The 15806-nt window shown below is 68.8% G+C and carries 16 protein-coding genes and 1 pseudogene; 10 read left to right on the forward strand and 7 right to left on the reverse strand.

All coding sequences use genetic code 11. The annotated features are described in order from the left end of the window. Positions 1 to 61: 61 nt before the first annotated feature. Positions 62 to 1402 (reverse strand): tetratricopeptide repeat protein, encoded by a 1341-nt coding sequence (locus CGL27_RS37440; protein ID WP_119992128.1) that lies wholly within the window; start codon positions 1400 to 1402, stop codon positions 62 to 64. Between the two features lie 445 nt (positions 1403 to 1847). On the opposite strand from CGL27_RS37440, the gene CGL27_RS50405 reads away from it, so the two are divergent. The 5 genes from CGL27_RS50405 (at position 1848) to CGL27_RS37455 (ending at position 3936) form a co-directional block, all read left to right on the forward strand. Continuing rightward, a complete protein-coding gene (locus tag CGL27_RS50405; RefSeq protein ID WP_162953153.1) occupies positions 1848 to 1994 on the forward strand; it encodes a hypothetical protein in 147 nt (48 codons plus the stop codon). Next, positions 1991 to 2155 (forward strand): hypothetical protein, encoded by a 165-nt coding sequence (locus tag CGL27_RS51130; RefSeq protein WP_205587813.1) that lies wholly within the window; start codon positions 1991 to 1993, stop codon positions 2153 to 2155. The genes CGL27_RS50405 and CGL27_RS51130 overlap by 4 nt, the downstream gene beginning before the upstream one ends. Next, on the forward strand, positions 2148 to 2399 hold the full coding sequence (locus CGL27_RS37445; protein ID WP_119992129.1) for a hypothetical protein: 252 nt from the start codon (positions 2148 to 2150) through the stop codon (positions 2397 to 2399). Before CGL27_RS51130 ends, CGL27_RS37445 begins: the two co-directional genes overlap by 8 nt. A 150-nt stretch (positions 2400 to 2549) precedes the next feature. Next, positions 2550 to 3005 carry a hypothetical protein gene (locus CGL27_RS37450; RefSeq protein WP_119992130.1) on the forward strand — a complete coding sequence of 152 codons (456 nt, stop codon included), beginning with the start codon at positions 2550 to 2552 and terminating at the stop codon, positions 3003 to 3005. An 82-nt stretch (positions 3006 to 3087) separates the two neighbouring features. After that, on the forward strand, positions 3088 to 3936 hold the full coding sequence (locus CGL27_RS37455) for a protein kinase (protein WP_119992131.1): 849 nt from the start codon (positions 3088 to 3090) through the stop codon (positions 3934 to 3936). A gap of 87 nt (positions 3937 to 4023) precedes the next feature. On the opposite strand, the gene CGL27_RS37460 is transcribed toward CGL27_RS37455, so the two are convergent. From CGL27_RS37460 to CGL27_RS37485, 6 genes are all read right to left on the reverse strand, one after another. Continuing rightward, positions 4024 to 6369, reverse strand: a complete 2346-nt coding sequence (locus CGL27_RS37460) for a glycosyl hydrolase family 65 protein (RefSeq protein WP_119992132.1) — start codon at positions 6367 to 6369, stop codon at positions 4024 to 4026. A gap of 96 nt (positions 6370 to 6465) precedes the next feature. Next, entirely contained in the window at positions 6466 to 7389 is a 924-nt protein-coding gene (locus tag CGL27_RS37465; protein ID WP_119992133.1) for a DMT family transporter, read from the reverse strand. A gap of 207 nt (positions 7390 to 7596) precedes the next feature. Next, on the reverse strand, positions 7597 to 8349 hold the full coding sequence (locus tag CGL27_RS37470) for an SDR family oxidoreductase (RefSeq protein WP_119992134.1): 753 nt from the start codon (positions 8347 to 8349) through the stop codon (positions 7597 to 7599). 227 nt (positions 8350 to 8576) lie between these two features. Continuing rightward, complete coding sequence (locus CGL27_RS37475) at positions 8577 to 9599, reverse strand: hypothetical protein (RefSeq protein WP_119992135.1); 1023 nt, start codon at positions 9597 to 9599, stop codon at positions 8577 to 8579. Positions 9600 to 9761: 162 nt separating this feature from the next. After that, positions 9762 to 9932, reverse strand: coding sequence for a CDGSH iron-sulfur domain-containing protein (locus CGL27_RS37480; RefSeq protein ID WP_203348705.1), 171 nt, complete (start codon positions 9930 to 9932; stop codon positions 9762 to 9764). A 37-nt stretch (positions 9933 to 9969) separates the two neighbouring features. Then, on the reverse strand, positions 9970 to 10632 hold the full coding sequence (locus tag CGL27_RS37485; protein ID WP_119992136.1) for a HemK2/MTQ2 family protein methyltransferase: 663 nt from the start codon (positions 10630 to 10632) through the stop codon (positions 9970 to 9972). Between the two features lie 234 nt (positions 10633 to 10866). On the opposite strand from CGL27_RS37485, the gene CGL27_RS37490 reads away from it, so the two are divergent. From CGL27_RS37490 to CGL27_RS52495, 5 genes and pseudogenes are all read left to right on the forward strand, one after another. Continuing rightward, the gene (locus CGL27_RS37490) at positions 10867 to 13149 is read left to right on the forward strand and encodes a serine/threonine-protein kinase (protein ID WP_119992137.1); all 2283 of its coding nucleotides are present in this window, start codon (positions 10867 to 10869) and stop codon (positions 13147 to 13149) included. Positions 13150 to 13222: 73 nt separating this feature from the next. Then, the gene (locus CGL27_RS37495) at positions 13223 to 14029 is read left to right on the forward strand and encodes an alpha/beta fold hydrolase (RefSeq protein WP_240450772.1); all 807 of its coding nucleotides are present in this window, start codon (positions 13223 to 13225) and stop codon (positions 14027 to 14029) included. Between the two features lie 32 nt (positions 14030 to 14061). Then, entirely contained in the window at positions 14062 to 14898 is an 837-nt protein-coding gene (locus CGL27_RS37500) for a MerR family transcriptional regulator (RefSeq protein WP_078640134.1), read from the forward strand. A 13-nt stretch (positions 14899 to 14911) separates the two neighbouring features. Beyond that, positions 14912 to 15472, forward strand: a complete 561-nt coding sequence (locus CGL27_RS37505; protein WP_119994751.1) for a GNAT family N-acetyltransferase — start codon at positions 14912 to 14914, stop codon at positions 15470 to 15472. 58 nt (positions 15473 to 15530) lie between these two features. Then, positions 15531 to 15635 (forward strand): annotated as a pseudogene (locus tag CGL27_RS52495) (short-chain dehydrogenase); the annotation flags it as partial. Between the last annotated feature and the right edge of the window lie 171 nt (positions 15636 to 15806).

Consider the following 15806-nt stretch of genomic DNA (forward strand, 5'->3'; position numbering starts at 1 on the left):
CAGGTATCCGGCTCTGAGCCCCGCCAGCGCCAGCACGATCCGACCGGGGCGTGCGCACTCCTCAGGCCGGCAGCGAGCCAGGCATGACCATTCGTGCGCGGTCGTTCAGGTCGCGGGCGGCATGGTTCTTCAGATGCGGTTTGATCAGTTGCAGCATGCTCTGCATTCGCTGATCAGCCCTCCCTGATTGGACCAGCGGGTAATCGTCGAGTGCGCTGTGCCATGTAGCGCATGCTGCCTCCACATGCCCTACTGCGATTTGCCGCTCGGCCAGCATGGCGCGCTGCCGGACGCGAGCGCGCCGATAAACGTCATACCTCAATCGGTCTGACTGCTTCATTGCTTCGATCGCACCAGTCACGTCACCAAGTTCGTAACGAACCTGGCTGGTGTGATAATTCAAGGCCGCCGGATCGTACGATCCAAATGCTTTCTGCTGAGACTCGGCCTTGTCCATAGCGGATTCGGCTTCCCGAAGGTACGTGAGGGCCTTGGTCTTCTCGCCGATCTGTGCCGAAGCGTGCGCCTGTTGACCGGCAAGAAATGCCCGCATTCTGGGGCCGGCCTTGGGGGACGCGGCAGCGGCGGCATCGGCAAGCCGCATGGCGGCCCTGCCATGCCCTAGGTCGACTGCCTGAACGCTCATTCCTCGCAGCGTGGTGCAGTAAGTTAGGTGATCCTCCGAGGCTCCAGCTAATTTCAAGGCTTTCAAATAATACTGCTGAGCCAGCCCGTGAATTCCCTCGTCCACGGCCATGTATCCGGTGAGATAGCACAGGTCCGACGCTGCGGACATCATCGCTTTACGGACCGCTTCCGTGGCGTCGGCCCGGAGGTATGGAGTCACCGTATTGACGAGGAATGCTGCGGCCATGGGGCGCGCATGTCGGCCGCCGAACTGATCATCAAGCTCTGAGATCCGTTCGGTCATGGCCACGACCGTATGGACATCAGGCATCCCTATACGCTGCACCCGCCCTGTCTGAACCGCTTCCATGCGACCCACAACGTCCGGCCAATTAGGCACCGTTAGCGCGACAGAGAAGAGGCTCGCGCCAAGGACGCTGCGCCGTGAGGGGTCCATGTCCTGCCTCCCCAAGTCGATCAACGCCTCCACGGTACCCGGGCGTGCGTTCGACTCGTCTGCGGGCAACGCGAACTCCGCCTGAGCATGGGTGATCGGGCGGCCCAGTTTCCGGGCGAATGCCTCCAAGATCAGCGGCCGAACAGCCTCTTTCGGCATGTGCCCCCTAAACCACTGGTGAGCGGATGGTTCCCGGTACTTCTGGGGCGTTCCGCGTTCGGTGCCGATGCGGTTGACCTCCTGGACGAACTGCCGCAGTGTCCACCCGGTCTCTCGGAACAGCCGCTCCAGGCCCTCGTTCGGCTCCCGCTGGCTCACTCTGCGCTCATCTCCTCAGCAAAGGCAGGCGCTTAAAGCATTTAAAAGCTGCCGCTCTTGTCACGGTACCGCGATGCGTAGTGGCGCGGTTGCCTAGAGCGAGCAGGACCCCCGCGACCGTGCGACCGGCCCGGGGGCATGGTCAACGCTGCGTAGGGAGCGTCAACGTGAGAGAGCGTATCGCCCGATCCATGGAACGGTGGGGGCGAAGGTTATTCCCCGTCCCTGGGCGCCATCGGACAACCAATGCGTCACAGCACACCCCGGCCCGCGTCGCCGTGCCCGTATCCGTTCCGACCTGTGTGCCTGTCGGTGACGCGGATTCACCCACGCTTCAGCTACCGCGTATCCCGGCCGGTGACCGCTTCCCGATCGCTTGGGACACCGATCCCGTGCCGTTGTACGTGCTCCGGTACGAGCGGCAGCGAGCGCTGAGAGTCTCGCGGTGAGCGCGATCGAGCCTCCGGCGCAATCGCAGGAGGCGCAGCAAGGCGCGCCCAAGCCCCCAACTCAGAAGGAGCTGGACCAGCGTGCGGAGACCCTCAAGAAGAAGATCGACAAGCACCTTGGGCGCGAAGGGCGGACCCGATGACCTTGTGTGCCACGTGCACCCGCCTGAAGCACAACAAGGCGAAGGCCATGGAAGCCGGTGACTATCGGCTGGCCGCCGATCTCGAACTGAAGATCCGGCACCATCCGGACGGCCACAAGATGCCCCCGTCCGGTGCTCGCTGGGGGGGATCGGGTGAATGAGCCGACGCCGTACAACGGGCCTCAGCCGGGCGAGGAGGCTTACGACGCTGCCACGGGGCATGTGGGCATTCTCCAAGCCATCTGTGATGTCAAGGAACTCACCTTCGACCACCAGCTGCCGGGCCCGCTCGTCGCGTTCCTCCGCCCCGAGAAGGGCGGACAGGAGTGGATGACTGACTCCAAGAACGTCAAGTTCCCGGAGGAAGTGCGGCCGCATCCCAACTCCGTCGACGATCTGCCCTGACACGTTCTATAGCTCCACCCGCCGGACGGTGTTGGTTCCCGTCTGGTGGGTGGGTGAGGCCCCGCCCCGATCGTTCGCAACAGGAAGGGCTAGCGATCGGGGCGGGTCAGCAAGTGCCGAGCACACTCCGACCAGGGAGGGAACACAGCAATGACAGCAGTACTGAACGACCAGAAGACCGGCCGGTCATTGATCGGCGAAGAGCTGTTCAGCAGCCTCGCTCACTTCGTCGTCACCCACAACGGGCAGACCCCGGAGCGGGCCGAGCGCATCGCCGATCAGGCCCTTGCGTTCGTCGCGACGGCGGCGACGGCGGCGACGGCGAGTGTGGCCATGATGCCGTCGGATGACGTGGACCTGGGCTTACACGCCTTCATCCTGCACACCAAGGAGTACAGGGAGTTCTGCCACCAGCACGCCGGGCGCTTCCTGCATCACAACCCCGCCCCCGGTGGTGGCGGGCGCACCCTGGAGGCAGTCACAGCCAGCGCGCACGCCATGAAGGCAGCGGGCTTCATGGTCTTCGATGACCTGTGGACCGTGAACGGTGAGAACGCCGCGCAGTGCGATGCGGACTGCGGACGGCCGTACGGACAGTCGGAGTAGTCTCCCGCCGGTGATGTGAGACAGGGCCGACCCCCGGCACAGGCTGAGGGTCGGCCCGCGCTCTTGGAGAGGACCGGAATTCATGGCCGACGCAGCGCCGTACGAGATCCCCACCAGCGTCTTGGAGACGCTGGCGCCCTCAGCGAGGCGGCTCGTACTGAACCGGCGCGGATCAACGGTCTGGGATGTCGAGACGCGGCACGGCCGGTTTGCCGTCAAGCTCGGCTATCCCATCAAAGCAACAAGTGAATGGGAGGCCCAGGAATGGACTGCCCTGGCCCCCGGCCGTGAGGGCGCAATCTTGCAGCACCTCAACCGGAAACACGTCAGTTATGGCGACTGGGAACACGGCACCTGGAACGTCCAGCCCTGGCACCGGGGCAACAGCCTGTACGACCTTTGGCAGCCGCACCGCGCCGAAGGGGCCTCGCCAGAGCCCGACCTGGGTGAAGCGCTGTCGTGTGCGGAAGCCGTAGCCGCGCTGCACGCCACAGGGTGGGCGCACGGGGACATTCAACCCGCGCATCTGATCATCAGCCATGGGGGAACGGCGCTCATTGATCTCGCACTGGCCCAAGGCGGAGCCATCCCCGCCGCGTACGACTTCAGCTATCGGGGCTGTCTCGTCCACTACGAGAGCCCGGAGATCTCCCGGAGCGTACTGGAGACCGGTACGGCCACCCCGACCCTGGCAGCGGACGTCTACGCCCTCGGCGCCTCGCTCTTCATCAGCGCAACCGGGCTGCGCCATGTCGCGTATCCCGACGACGCCGGCCGCAAGGACCAACGGCAAGCCATCGTGGACGGACCACACCGACCGGTGAACGTGCACGGGGTGCTCGGCAAGCTCATCGAAGCCATGCTCAGCCCCGATCCTGCCGATCGGCCGACCAGTGCCGAAGTCTGTAAGGAACTGAGCAGTGGGCGCTGAGTCCCCTTGATGGCCCCGCCATCTGGTGACCGACAGCGGCCAGGAACGGGCGGAAACCGTTTGTGTGGCAGTAGGTCCCTGATGCGGTCAGCGGCGTGGTTCGGGTCGTCTGCCCGGCGGTTGGACGGGCTCGGGCAGGGCCGTTGGGCGCTCGAGGGGGCGGGTCTCGGGCGAGCCCTTGGACAGGGTGATGACCTCGCCGCCGTGGCTGATCCGGAGCGGCTCGCCATCCCGCAGCGTGTAGGTGACCTGCGAGCCCGTGATGTCGACCCGCAGGCAGCGCTGCCGGATCAGCATGGAGAAGGCCAGCCGGCTGAGGCTCTCGGGGAGCCTGGGCGCGAAGTACAGGACGTCCCCGTGGTCGCGCATGCCGCCGAAGCCGGCGACCAGTCCTACCCAGGTGCCTGCCAGGGAGGCGATGTGCAGGCCGTCGCGGGTGTTCTTCTCCAGATCCGCGAGGTCCATCAGCGCTGCCTCGCCCAGGTAGTCGAAGGCGAGCCGCACATGGCCCACTTCGGCGGCCATCACACACTGGACACAGGCCGACAGCGAGGAGTCCCGGACCGTCAGCGGCTCGTAGTAGGCGAAGTTGCGCGCCTTCTGGTCGGCTTCGAAGGCATCGCCGCACAGATACATCGCCAGCACCAGGTCCGCCTGTTTGACCACCTGCTTCCGGTACAAGTCGAAATACGGGAAATGCAGCATCAGCGGGTACAGCTCGGGTGGTGTGCCCCGGAAATCCCATACTTCGAGGCAGGTGTAGCCCGCCGACTGTTCGTGGAGGCCCAGCGCACTGACGTACGGCACGGACATCGCCTTGGCGGCGTCACGCCATGCGGCGGCCTCTTCCTTGTCGACACCGAGCGCCGCGGCCTGCTCCGTGTGGCGCTCGGCCACATCGGCGGCGGCCAGCAGATTCGCCCGGGCCATGAGGTTGGTGTAGGTGTTGTCGTTCGCGAGCGCGCTGTACTCGTCGGGGCCGGTGACGCCATCGATGTGAAAGCGGCCCCCGGAGTCGTGATGGCCGAGGGAATGCCACAGCCGGGCCGTCTCCACCAGCAGTTCCACACCGGTGCGCCGTTCGAAGTCGGTGTCGCCGGTGGCCCAGACGTAGCGCACGGCGGCGGCGGCGATATCCGCGTTGATGTGGAAGGCCGCGGTTCCGGCGGGCCAGTATCCGGAGCATTCCGCACCGTCGATCGTGCGCCAGGGGAAGACCGCACCGCGCAGTCCGAGCTGCTGGGCGCGCGCCCGCGCCGCCGGCAGGGTGTTCTGCCGCCAGTGCAGGGCCTCGGCGACGCAGTTCGGCGAGGCGTAGGTGAGCAGTGGCAGAACGAACGTCTCGGTGTCCCAGAAGGCGTGTCCGTCGTATCCGGAGCCGGTCAGGCCCTTGGCCGGGATCGACCGCTGTTCGGCCCGGCTGCCCGCCTGCAGCACATGGAAGAGGGCGAAGCGGACGGCCTGCTGGATTTCCGCGTCGCCGTCGACCTCGATATCGGCATGGCGCCAGAAGCCGTCGAGATACTCGCGCTGCTGGTCGACCAGGCCCTGCCAGCCGGTGTTGCGCGCACCGGTGAGGGCGGCCTCGACCTGGTCCCGGACGGCCGGCAGCGAGCGAATCCCGGACCAGCCGTAGGAGACGAACTTCTCGATGCGAAGCGTCTCACCGGGGTCCAGGACCGCGGTGACGGTGAGGCGGCCCACGTCGTCAGCGCTCTCACTGGAGCTCCGGGTGGATCCGGGGCCCCGCACCACATGGTCGGCCGCGGCCCCGATCCGCTGATTGCTCACCGCCGTGTGGTGCACCAGGCGCAACCGCGTATCGACCGCGGCGTGCTCCTCGGGCCGAAGGCACGACTTCAGGGCGGCGCCGACCCGGGGATCGCCGCTGAGCGCGGGGAGTTGCTCATTGGCGACGAGCTCCGACTGGACGACCACGTGCGTCCGGGCGTCCACCGGCTCCACTTCATAGGCGACCGCGGCGATGGCGCGCTGGGTGAAGGAGACCAGTCGGGTGGAGCGCACGCGCACCGTCCTGCCGACCGGCGACGTCCACTCGCAGACGCGGTGGAGCAGGCCGGTGCGCAGGTCGAGCACGCGCTCATGCGAACGCAACCGCCCGTAGCGCAAGTCGAACGGTTCGTCGTCGACCAGCAGCCGGATGAGCTTGCCGTTGGTCACGTTGATCACCGTCTGGCCGGACTCGGGGAATCCGTAGACGGATTCCGCGTACGGCAGCGGATGCTGCTCGTGCACACCGTTGAGATAGCTGCCGGGCAGGGCGTGCGGCTCGCCCTCATCGAGGTTGCCGCGCCAGCCGACATGCCCGTTGGACACGGAGAATACGGATTCACTCTGCGCGAGGACGTCCAGGTTGAGCTCGGTCTCGCGCAAGCACCACGGTTCGACGGCGTAGGCATGGTGGCTGATCACTTTCGACCCTCCAACAGCTCGTAGAGGTCCGACGCCACGACGCTCACTTTGTCCGGGAGGCCCAACTTCGCCTTATTCACGATTCTACGGGCGACTTCACCCGCGCGCCGCCGCAGGCTCCCCGAGGCCACCGAGTTCATCCCTGCTCCGGTCGACACACTGGGCGAGGCAACGCGTATGGGACAGCGCGAAAATTCCGTACAGGAGCACACTCAGTCCCAGCAGCGCCGGTACGAGCCAGAATCCGGCGCGCGGCTGCTCGCCGTAGAGCGTCACGCCGAGACAGAAGCTCACCGTGGCATCGCCGAGCGTCAAAGCGGGTTGCGAGCCGATCAGCGGGCCCCCTTGCATGGCGACCCCGAGCAGGAACAGGGAAAAGGCGCCGACAGCAGCGAAGCTGTACGTCTGCCACGCGGTGAAAAAGGCGACGGCGCCCTGATCGGAAAGAATGTTCATGGCCGACTTGACCAGCGCCGCGGTGACGGCGTTTCCGATGGCCGCCGCTGCCGCGAGGGTGGCCGCTCGCATCAGACCGGTGGGGCGCCGCAGACCGGCGAGAACGAGGGCGGCACCGATCCCTCCGGTGACCGCGAGCCCCGGCACCCACCAGATCCCGGGCACCTGGTCGCGCCCTCCGGTGGGGGCCAGCGAGAAGAGGACCAGAGCCAGTCCACCGACGATGCAGGCCACGCAGATCCATGCCTTGCGCGACACACCGACGCGGAAGACCATCCCCCCGATCACCAGAGCCAGCGGAAGTTCGAGAATGAAGATGGGCTGTACGGTGGCGAGCGATCCGGTGGCCAGCGCGAGGGCCTGAAAAAGGGCGGAGAAGACAACGCCGAGCATCCCGCCGAACCAGACCGGCGTGCGCAGAAGGTCGCGGATCAGCCCGAGGCGCAATGATCGTGACGCGGGAACAGTGAGCGCGGCGCGGCGCTGCAGCACCGTCCCGAGCGCATTGCTGCCGGCCGCGAGCAGGGCGAACACGATGGACAGCATGATCGTCGTCGTCACCATGGGCACCACTCCTGGGCCGCGTACTTCTCTCCTGGTGCGCTCCCTGGGCCCTTCCGCCAGGCTACACAGATTGCGCGCGGCGATGGCCTCCGCCGATTGCCGGCGGAGGCCAGCAGATGGATACCGGCCCTGGATCCTGCTGGTGGGCGGCCCTGGATCCGCCTGGTGGGCGGGGCCCAGGGCCGTGAAGGCGCCGTCCGCGCCGGGTCAGACGGCCACGCGGCCGCCGTCGACCGGCAGCACCGCGCCCTGGACGAAGCTCGCCGCCTCGCTCGCCAGGAAGGTGATGGCCTCGGCGATCTCCTCGGGCGCGGCGGGCCGCCCGGCGGGCGCCTGCGCGGCGAGAGCCGTCAGATCCTCACCCATACCGGCCGTGCCCTCCGTGCGGGTCGGCCCCGGCTCGACGGCGTTGAACCGGACCCCGCGCGGGCCGTACTCGGCGGCCCACGACTTGGTGAGCAGGTTCAGCGCCGCCTTGCTCGATCCGTACAGCGCCATCCCCGGCGCCCCGTACTCGGCGACCATGGTGCTCACGTTGACGACCGCCCCGTAGCCGCGCTCCGCCATCGCCGGGGCGAGCTCCGCCACCAGGTAGAACGGCGCCTTCACATTCAGCGCGTAGACGGTGTCGACATCGCTCTGCGGCGTTTGGTCCGTCGGCCCGAACGGGAAGACCCCGGCATTGTTGACCAGGACGTCCACCCGGCCGCCGCCCAGTTCCCGGGCCTCGCGGGCCAGCTTGCGCACGGACTCGGCGTCCCGCAGATCGGCGGCGACGAAGTCCGCCTTGCCGTCACGGCCGCGGATGGCGCCGACCACTGCCTGACCCCGCGCCCCGTCCCGGCCCGCCACCAGCACATGCGCGCCCCGTTCGGCCAGCTTCGCCGCGGTGGCCGCACCGATACCGCTGGTCGCCCCGGTCACCAACGCGACGCTCCCGGCAAGATATGCAGAACTCATCAGTCAATCCTTCGCTCTTATCACGGGTATTCCACGGGAGGGCGATGTCGCTTTCTCCCGCTGATCGCCGACTCATTGCCGTGGCGATGTCCGTTAAAGCGCGAGCTGCCTGCAGATGATTTCGTTCGGCCATAGGAGAAGCCAATGGCGGCCATAACCCGTGGCTCAGCCGGTCCGGAATCCGTGCTCGAGTCAGCCGGTCCGGGCGATGCCGCGGCTTCCCGTTCTCATGCGTCGGCGCCCACCGCGTCGATGCCGTTGAGCCGCCGGTGGCCCGCGAGGGCCGGGAGCGCGGTGAGTGCCGGGGGAGCGGGCGGCTCGTCTTCGAGGCCGGAGACGTAGTCGAGCAGGACGCCCTCGCGCAGGCCCCATGGGCAGGTGGTGAGTCGTTCCACCGCCATGACCTCCATGACGGCCTCCGCGACGATCGCACCGGCCAGGGACTGATGCGCCCTGGAGGCGGAGATGCCGCGCAGCCTCGCTCGCTGCTCGTCCGTTTTGGCCGCGAGTTGTGGCACCCAGGGCCCCAGGTCCTTCCGGCTGAGACTGTGGAGCGCGGGCAGGCCGTTGCGGGGCTGTGGCCTTCCGGCGAGGCGGGCCAGTTGCGTGAAGGTCCTGGACGTGGCGACGCAGGAGAGGGGCGCCGGCTGGGCGCGGAGTTCGGCGGTGCACTGGCCGAGCACGGAGCGTACGTGCCGGCGCAACGCCTGGACGTCCCGCTTCTTCACCGGCGTGGCATCGGGCAGATGGTGACGGGTGAGCCGGTCGGCGCCCAGTGGCAGGGAGACGGCGAGATCGGGGTATCTGCCGCTGCCACAGGCGATTTCCAGCGAGCCACCGCCGATGTCGAGGAGCAGGATCCGCCCCGCCGACCAGCCGAGCCAGCCGCGTGCCGCCCTGAACGTCAGCCGTGCCTCCTCTTCGCCGGTCATGAAACCCACCCGGATCCCGGTGGCGGCCTCGATCTCGCCGAGCACGGCGTCCCGGTTGGTCGCGTCCCGCACCGCCGATGTGGCGAAGGGGATCAGGCGGTCGACATGGTGGGCGAGGGCGGCCGCGGCACTCGCGGTAACGGCGCCGACCAGGGACCGGATCGCCTCAGGCCGGATCACCCCCTGGCGATCGGTCGCCTCGGCCACGCGGACCGGCTGTTTCCACGATGCCACCGGCTCCGGGGGTCTGTCCGGAGCCAGGTCGGCGATCATGAGGTGGACCGTACGGGATCCGATGTCGATCACTCCACAGCGCATATGCCCTGAGTGCCCCACCCACCACAAGTTCAGACCTCCGTTGATCGCGCTTCACCTGGAGAACACCTGCGCAGGGGGCGCGCGGTGCTCCGCCGGGGAGAGGGGGCGGCGACGGCTGTATGCCGGGACGGCGGGGCGGGGGTGAGCGCGGGCGGTGCTCTTCTACTTCGCGCCCGATCCGCGCTGCGACCTCGGCGGCCTGCGGCGGTGGCTGGTATCGCACCACGGGTAGCGCGCGCTGCGGCCGCACAGGCATACGGCCACCGTGAAACGGTCGGAGCGCACCACGCTGCCATCGGGCAGGGTGACCTCGACCGGCCCCTCGATCAGCATCGGGCCGTCGGTCCCCAGCCGCACCCGCACCGCGCGGTCACGTTCGTCGTTCGGCACGTCGTTCGGCACGGATCACCACCAGCTCTTCCTTCGTCTCGCCCGGGGCGATCAGCCCACGGGCCTCCAGCCAGGGCGCCTGCGCGCGCAGCACCGGCCCGAAGGGGATCGTGCGGCGGTCGGCCACGGCCGCCCGCAGCCCGCTCCCCGTCAACTGCGCCACGGTTCGCTCCACCCCGCTCAGCGCCGAGTGCACCAGCAGCAGCACGCCGCCGGGGCGCAGCAACGGTGGTGCGTCCCGGCAGATCCGGTCGAGCAGCGCCCGCCCGTCGGCCCCGGCCTGCCAGGCCAGACCGCGGCCCCGGCGGGCCCGCTGCCCCGCCACCGGCACATAGGGCGGGTTGGCGACGATGAGATCGAACCCGCGGCCGGCCACCGGTGTCAGCAAGTCACCGTGGAGGACACGCACCGGCAGCCCTTTGAGGCGGGCCCGCAGCCAGGTGGCGGCCACGGCGAGCGGCGAGACATCGACCGCGGTCACCTGGGCCGCACCGCGCCCGGCCGCGACGAGGGCCAGGGCCCCGCTGCCGGTCCCCACGTCCAGGACGGCCGCGGCGGTGATGTTCTCCCGCAGCAACGCCTCGGCCAGCAGCCATGTGTCGTCCTGCGGCGCGTACACACCTGGCGGCGTCTTGAACACCATCAGCGGCGAGTACCCGCACAGGGCCGTGGTGTGCGCGTGCTGTGCGGTGCGGCGCGAGGACGGTCACGGACAGTCGTGGGGCGGCGTCTCGTTCCGGAGCGGCGGTCCGGAGTGACTTCCTGCCGTCTCACCTGCCGTCTCACCTGCCGTCTCAAGGGGGAGAGCTGTTACGGGGTGGTGGGTTCGTTTACGCTGTCGCTCGCTCGAACGGTGAGAGACGGGGTGACGGGGAGAATGTCCCGATCGGAGCACGGTCGACCGGCGATACCGCCTGTTGATGCGGGGGGACAACCGGGGTGGCCGACAGCTCCGCCACCACACATCCCACTGGGGCATGCGGATCCTCCCCAGGCCGGTCCGTACCGGCTGGAGGCGATTCTGGGCGCGGGCGGGATGGGGCGGGTCTACCTGGGGCGTACGCCGGCCGGCAGCGCGGTGGCGGTCAAGGTCGTACACCGCGAATACGCGGGCGACGCGACGTTCCGCAAGCGCTTCGAGCAGGAGGTGGCGGCGGCCCGGCGGGTCCAGGGGCTGTACACCGTGCCGGTCGTGGACGCGGATCTGCGGGCCGATGAGCCCTGGCTGGCCACGGCCTACGTGCCCGGGCCGTCCCTGCGGCACGCGGTCGCCGACAGCGGGCCGTTGGCGGCCGATGCGGCGCTGGGGCTGATCGCCAGGGTGGCGGAAGCCCTGCAGTCCATCCACGCCGCCGATGTGATCCACCGTGACCTGAAACCCTCCAACATCATCCTCACCGCCGAGGGCCCCAAGGTCATCGACTTCGGTATCGCCCGCGCCGCGGACGTCACCACGGTGACCGCTACCGGAATGCGCACCGGAACGCCCGCCTACATGGCGCCCGAATACATCAGGGGGCAGAGCGTCACCGAAGCCGGTGATGTGTTCGCCCTCGGAGTCGTCGCCCACTTCGCCGCCACCGGACGGCTCGCCTTCGGTGGCGGCACCGACCACGGCGTGGTCTACCGCATCCTGGAACAGGCTCCCGACCTCGACGGCTGCCCCGAGCCCCTCCGTGCCATCGCCGCCGGATGCCTGGAGAAGGACCCGGAGCGGCGGCCGACCCTCGCCGAGGTCATCGAGCGGTGCCGCCGGGTCGACACGACGGGCATCGCCGACGCCCACCCACGCACCGTGGTGTCCCCGTCAGGGCCCGAGCGCGGGACACCCGGCCCGCTGGGCGCCCCTGGTTCGCTGAGCGCCCCCGGCTTGCCCGACGCCGAGACACGCACATCACTGTCGCCGCGCGGGTCCGGGCCCGCCGCCCCCGTACCGCCGCCGTCCGCTCCGGCCGCACATGACCCGGCACGGGGCGCCGCCCCCGGCGCTCCGGCGATCCCATCGGTCACGGACGACCTGCCGAACCCGCCGGTCCCGGACCCGCTCACCACGCCCGCCCCGGGGCTGCCCGTGCTGCTCAGCGGAGTCGGGATCCTCGTCCTCGCCGTCGTCCTGATCGCCGTCTACCTCCCCGGCTCTTCCCCCGACCGCGGCCCGAACCTTCCCTATCGCTCGTTCGGGCCCACGGCCTCCCTCGGCCCCACCGGCCAGTCCAAGACGGCCGAGGGCTTGGCGTTCAGCCCGGACGGCAAGACGCTCGCCACCGGCAACAACGAGGGCAAGGTGCGGCTGTGGAATGTCGCCGACCGCAAGCCACGAGCCACCTTCACCCAACGCGACAGTGTCGGCAATGACGGGTTCCCGAACCGCGAAGTGACGTTCAGCCCCAACGGCAAGCTCCTCGCGGCCACCAATATGACCGGCTGGGTGACCATGTGGGACGTGGCCAAGCGTCGGCAGATTCGCTTTCTCGGCACCACGGTCGACGGCGGCGAAAAGGTGGCCTTCAGCCCGGATGGCAAGCTGTTCGCCACCGGCAGCCAGTCCGGCTCGGTGTTCCTGTTCGACACCAACAGCCGCAAGGACAAGATACTCGCCTACTACGACCAGGAGGCCAAAGTCACGGGCGTGGCCTTCAGCCCGGACGGCCGGACGTTGGCCTCCGCGAGCGACGACTCCGACAGCAACCTCACCCCGAAACACTCGGTGCGGCTGTGGGACGTGGCACACCGCGATCCGGAACCCTACGGCCAAGACGATCCACGGGTCACCATCTCCCCCGCGCAAGGAGTCCTGAGCCTGGCGTTCAGTCCGGACGGCAAGACGCTCGCCACCGGCAGCTACGACGGCAAGGTGCGGCTGTGGGACGCGGCCACCGGCCATCAGCGAGCCACCCTCAGCCACTACCTTGTCGCATCGGACGTCAACCACCTGGCGTTCAGCCCGGACGGCAAGACGCTCGCCACCCCCTCCGAATACGGACTGTTGCTGTGGAACGTGGCCACCCGCAAACCACGCGCCATCCTGTCGACCAGCGCGGAGGGGGAAGCCAAGGTGATCCAGGACGTGGCCTTCAGCCGGGACGGCCGGCTCATCGCGGGCAATGACAGCAAGCACCGCAGGGTGTACCTGTGGAAGAACCCGTACCGGGAGCGCTAGAGCGCGCCCTCCGTGGTGAGGGCCGTCGCGACGGTTGACCCTGACGCAGGGACAACCTTTCAGCATGGTCGGCATGACGACGATTCAGCGCTTCACGGTCCACCACGAAGGCGTCACCATCCCGGTGTCCCGCGGCGGCCGGGGACGGCCGCTGGTCCTGTGCCCCGGCCTGAACTCCACTCAGGCCGAGCTGCACGGGCTGGCCGAGCCGCTTCGACGCGACCACGACGTGGTGACCTTCGACCTCAGGGGGCATGGCCTCGCCTCGGCCGCCGACCGGTATTCCTTCGACGCGTTCCTGAGCGATCTCTTCGCCGTGCTGGCCGAGCTGGAACGCCTCGACCTGCCCTCGCCGCCCGTGCTCGTCGGCTACTCGCTGGGCGCGGACCTGGCCGTGCACTACGCCGCCGAGCGCCCTGACGCCGTGGCCGGGCTCGTCCTCATCGACGGGGCGAACCCGCTGCCCGAACCGTTCATCACCGACGCCGACCTGGCGCAGTTCCGCGCGATGGCGGAGGATCCGGCGACGCGGCGGGAGATCGAGCAGGCCAAGGGCACGGCCCGGCAGGTGCTGCTCACCGCCCAGGACGTCCTCGACCTGCAGCTCGAGATGGATGTGGTGCGGTCCGGAATCCTCGACCGATACCGGAGGATCGACTGCCCCATCCACATGATCATGTCGACGTCGATCGCCGGCGACAGCACCGAAGGGCGTGCGCCGCGGCACAACCGGCTCTGGCGTGCCGGTATCGATCGCCTCGTCCGCGAGCGTCCGCACATCTCCACGTCCTGGCTCGATGCCGACCACCGCCTGGTCTTCACCCACGCCCCGCAGATCGCGGAGATCATCCGAAGCACACACCCTCGGCCGACAGGCTGACTTCGCGAACGACTCCGAGGAGACTGGGACCGATGCTGACCATCGGCGAGCTGGCGTCGTACGCCGGAGTGACGGTGCGCGCGGTGCGGCACTATCACGCCAAGGGGCTGCTGCCGGAGCCGGAGCGGGATCACTCCGGCTATCGGAGGTACGGCGCCGACGCCGTCGTCGAGCTGATCAGAATCCGGACCCTCGCCGAGGCCGGGGTACCGCTGGCGCGCGTACGGGACTTGCTGCGGGCCGACGAGGAGGAGTTCGCCACGGCGATCGCGGACATCGACGAACGGCTACGGGCGGAGATCCGGGAGCGGCAGCGGCATCGCGAGCGCATCGCCCGCCTCGCCGCCGGGGACCGCCTGGCGCTGCCCCCGGAGGTGGTCGAGTTTCTCGACCGACTGCGGGCGCTCGGGGTCGACGAGCGGATCGTCCAGGTCGAACGCGACGGCTGGATCCCGCTGGCCGCGCACGCACCCGAGCGAGTCCCGGAGTGGATGGCACGCAAGCGGGAACAGATCGCCGACCCCCGTTTCATCGCCTTCTATCGCACCCTGGGCCAGGCACTCGACCGCACCGACGACGACCCACGGCTGGTCGAACTGGCCGACCAACTGGCCGCCTACCTCGCGCAGATGGCCGAGGAGCGGGGCGCGGACTACATCGACGATGCCGACATCGAGCCACCGCTCACCAAGGTGATGGACACCCTCGCCTTCGACACCATGCCATCGGCCCGCCGACTGATCGAGCTGCTGAAGCGGCGGGGCTGGACCGGCTGGACCAAGCTCGGTCGCGTGGACGCGCCACGCGACCGCGGTCGGGCAGCGGACGGCCTGCCCCGAATATCCGGTGGCGGGCCCGGCCACCGGTGATGAGGATCGCGTCATGCATGTCTTCCTGGAGACCGAACGGCTCGTGCTGCGCCCGCTCACCGAGGCCGACGCCGACCATCTCTTCGCGCTGGACAACGACCCCGACGTCATGCGCTTCATCAACGGCGGCAAGCCGACGAGCCGCGAGACGCTCCACACGCGGACCCTGCCACGCCTTCTCCACGACCACCCGTGCTTCGGCACCCGCGGCTACTGGGCCGCCGAGGAGAAGGCCACCGAAACCTTCCTGGGCTGGTTCGAGTTCCGCCCCCTGGACGACCACAGCCCCGCCGTGGTGGAACTCGGCTACCGGCTGAACAAGGCCGCCTGGGGCAAGGGCTACGCCGCGGAAGGAGCGCGGGCCCTGATCCGCAAGGGCTTCACGGATCTCGGCGTCGAACGGGTCACCGCGGACACCATGGCGGTGAACACCCGCTCGCGACGGGTGATGGAGAAGGCGGGCCTGTCGTTCCTCCGGAACTTCACCGGGGACTGGCCGGACGCGATCGAAGGATCCGAGCACGGCGAAGTCGAGTACGAACTCACCCGGACCGCCTGGGATCAACGCCGATAGCCGTCAGCCTCGCCGCGCACAAGCGGCCGGTCGGCCGCGCACATGCGGCCGGTCGACCGAGTCGCGCGTCGTCGCGCCGCTGTACACCTCTTCCAAGGCGGCGCTGACGATGTTGACCACGCAGTACGCCAAGGGGCTCAAGGGCATCCGGGTCAACGCTGCTTCGTCTCCCGCCATGGCGAGGTCGCCTGGTCCTGACAGCCATAACCGCATGTCTGACCGGTCGGGCAACGACGGAATTCGTTGTTGACGGCCCCATTCGCGGGCCATATCCGCAGTGTCGGGCGGCTGGTGCTTACGTGCTTAATCACCGAGGCTGACGCGTCATTACCTC

Source organism: Streptomyces sp. 11-1-2, assembly GCF_003595545.1.
GTDB classification, from domain to species: Bacteria; Actinomycetota; Actinomycetes; order Streptomycetales; family Streptomycetaceae; genus Streptomyces; species Streptomyces hygroscopicus_B.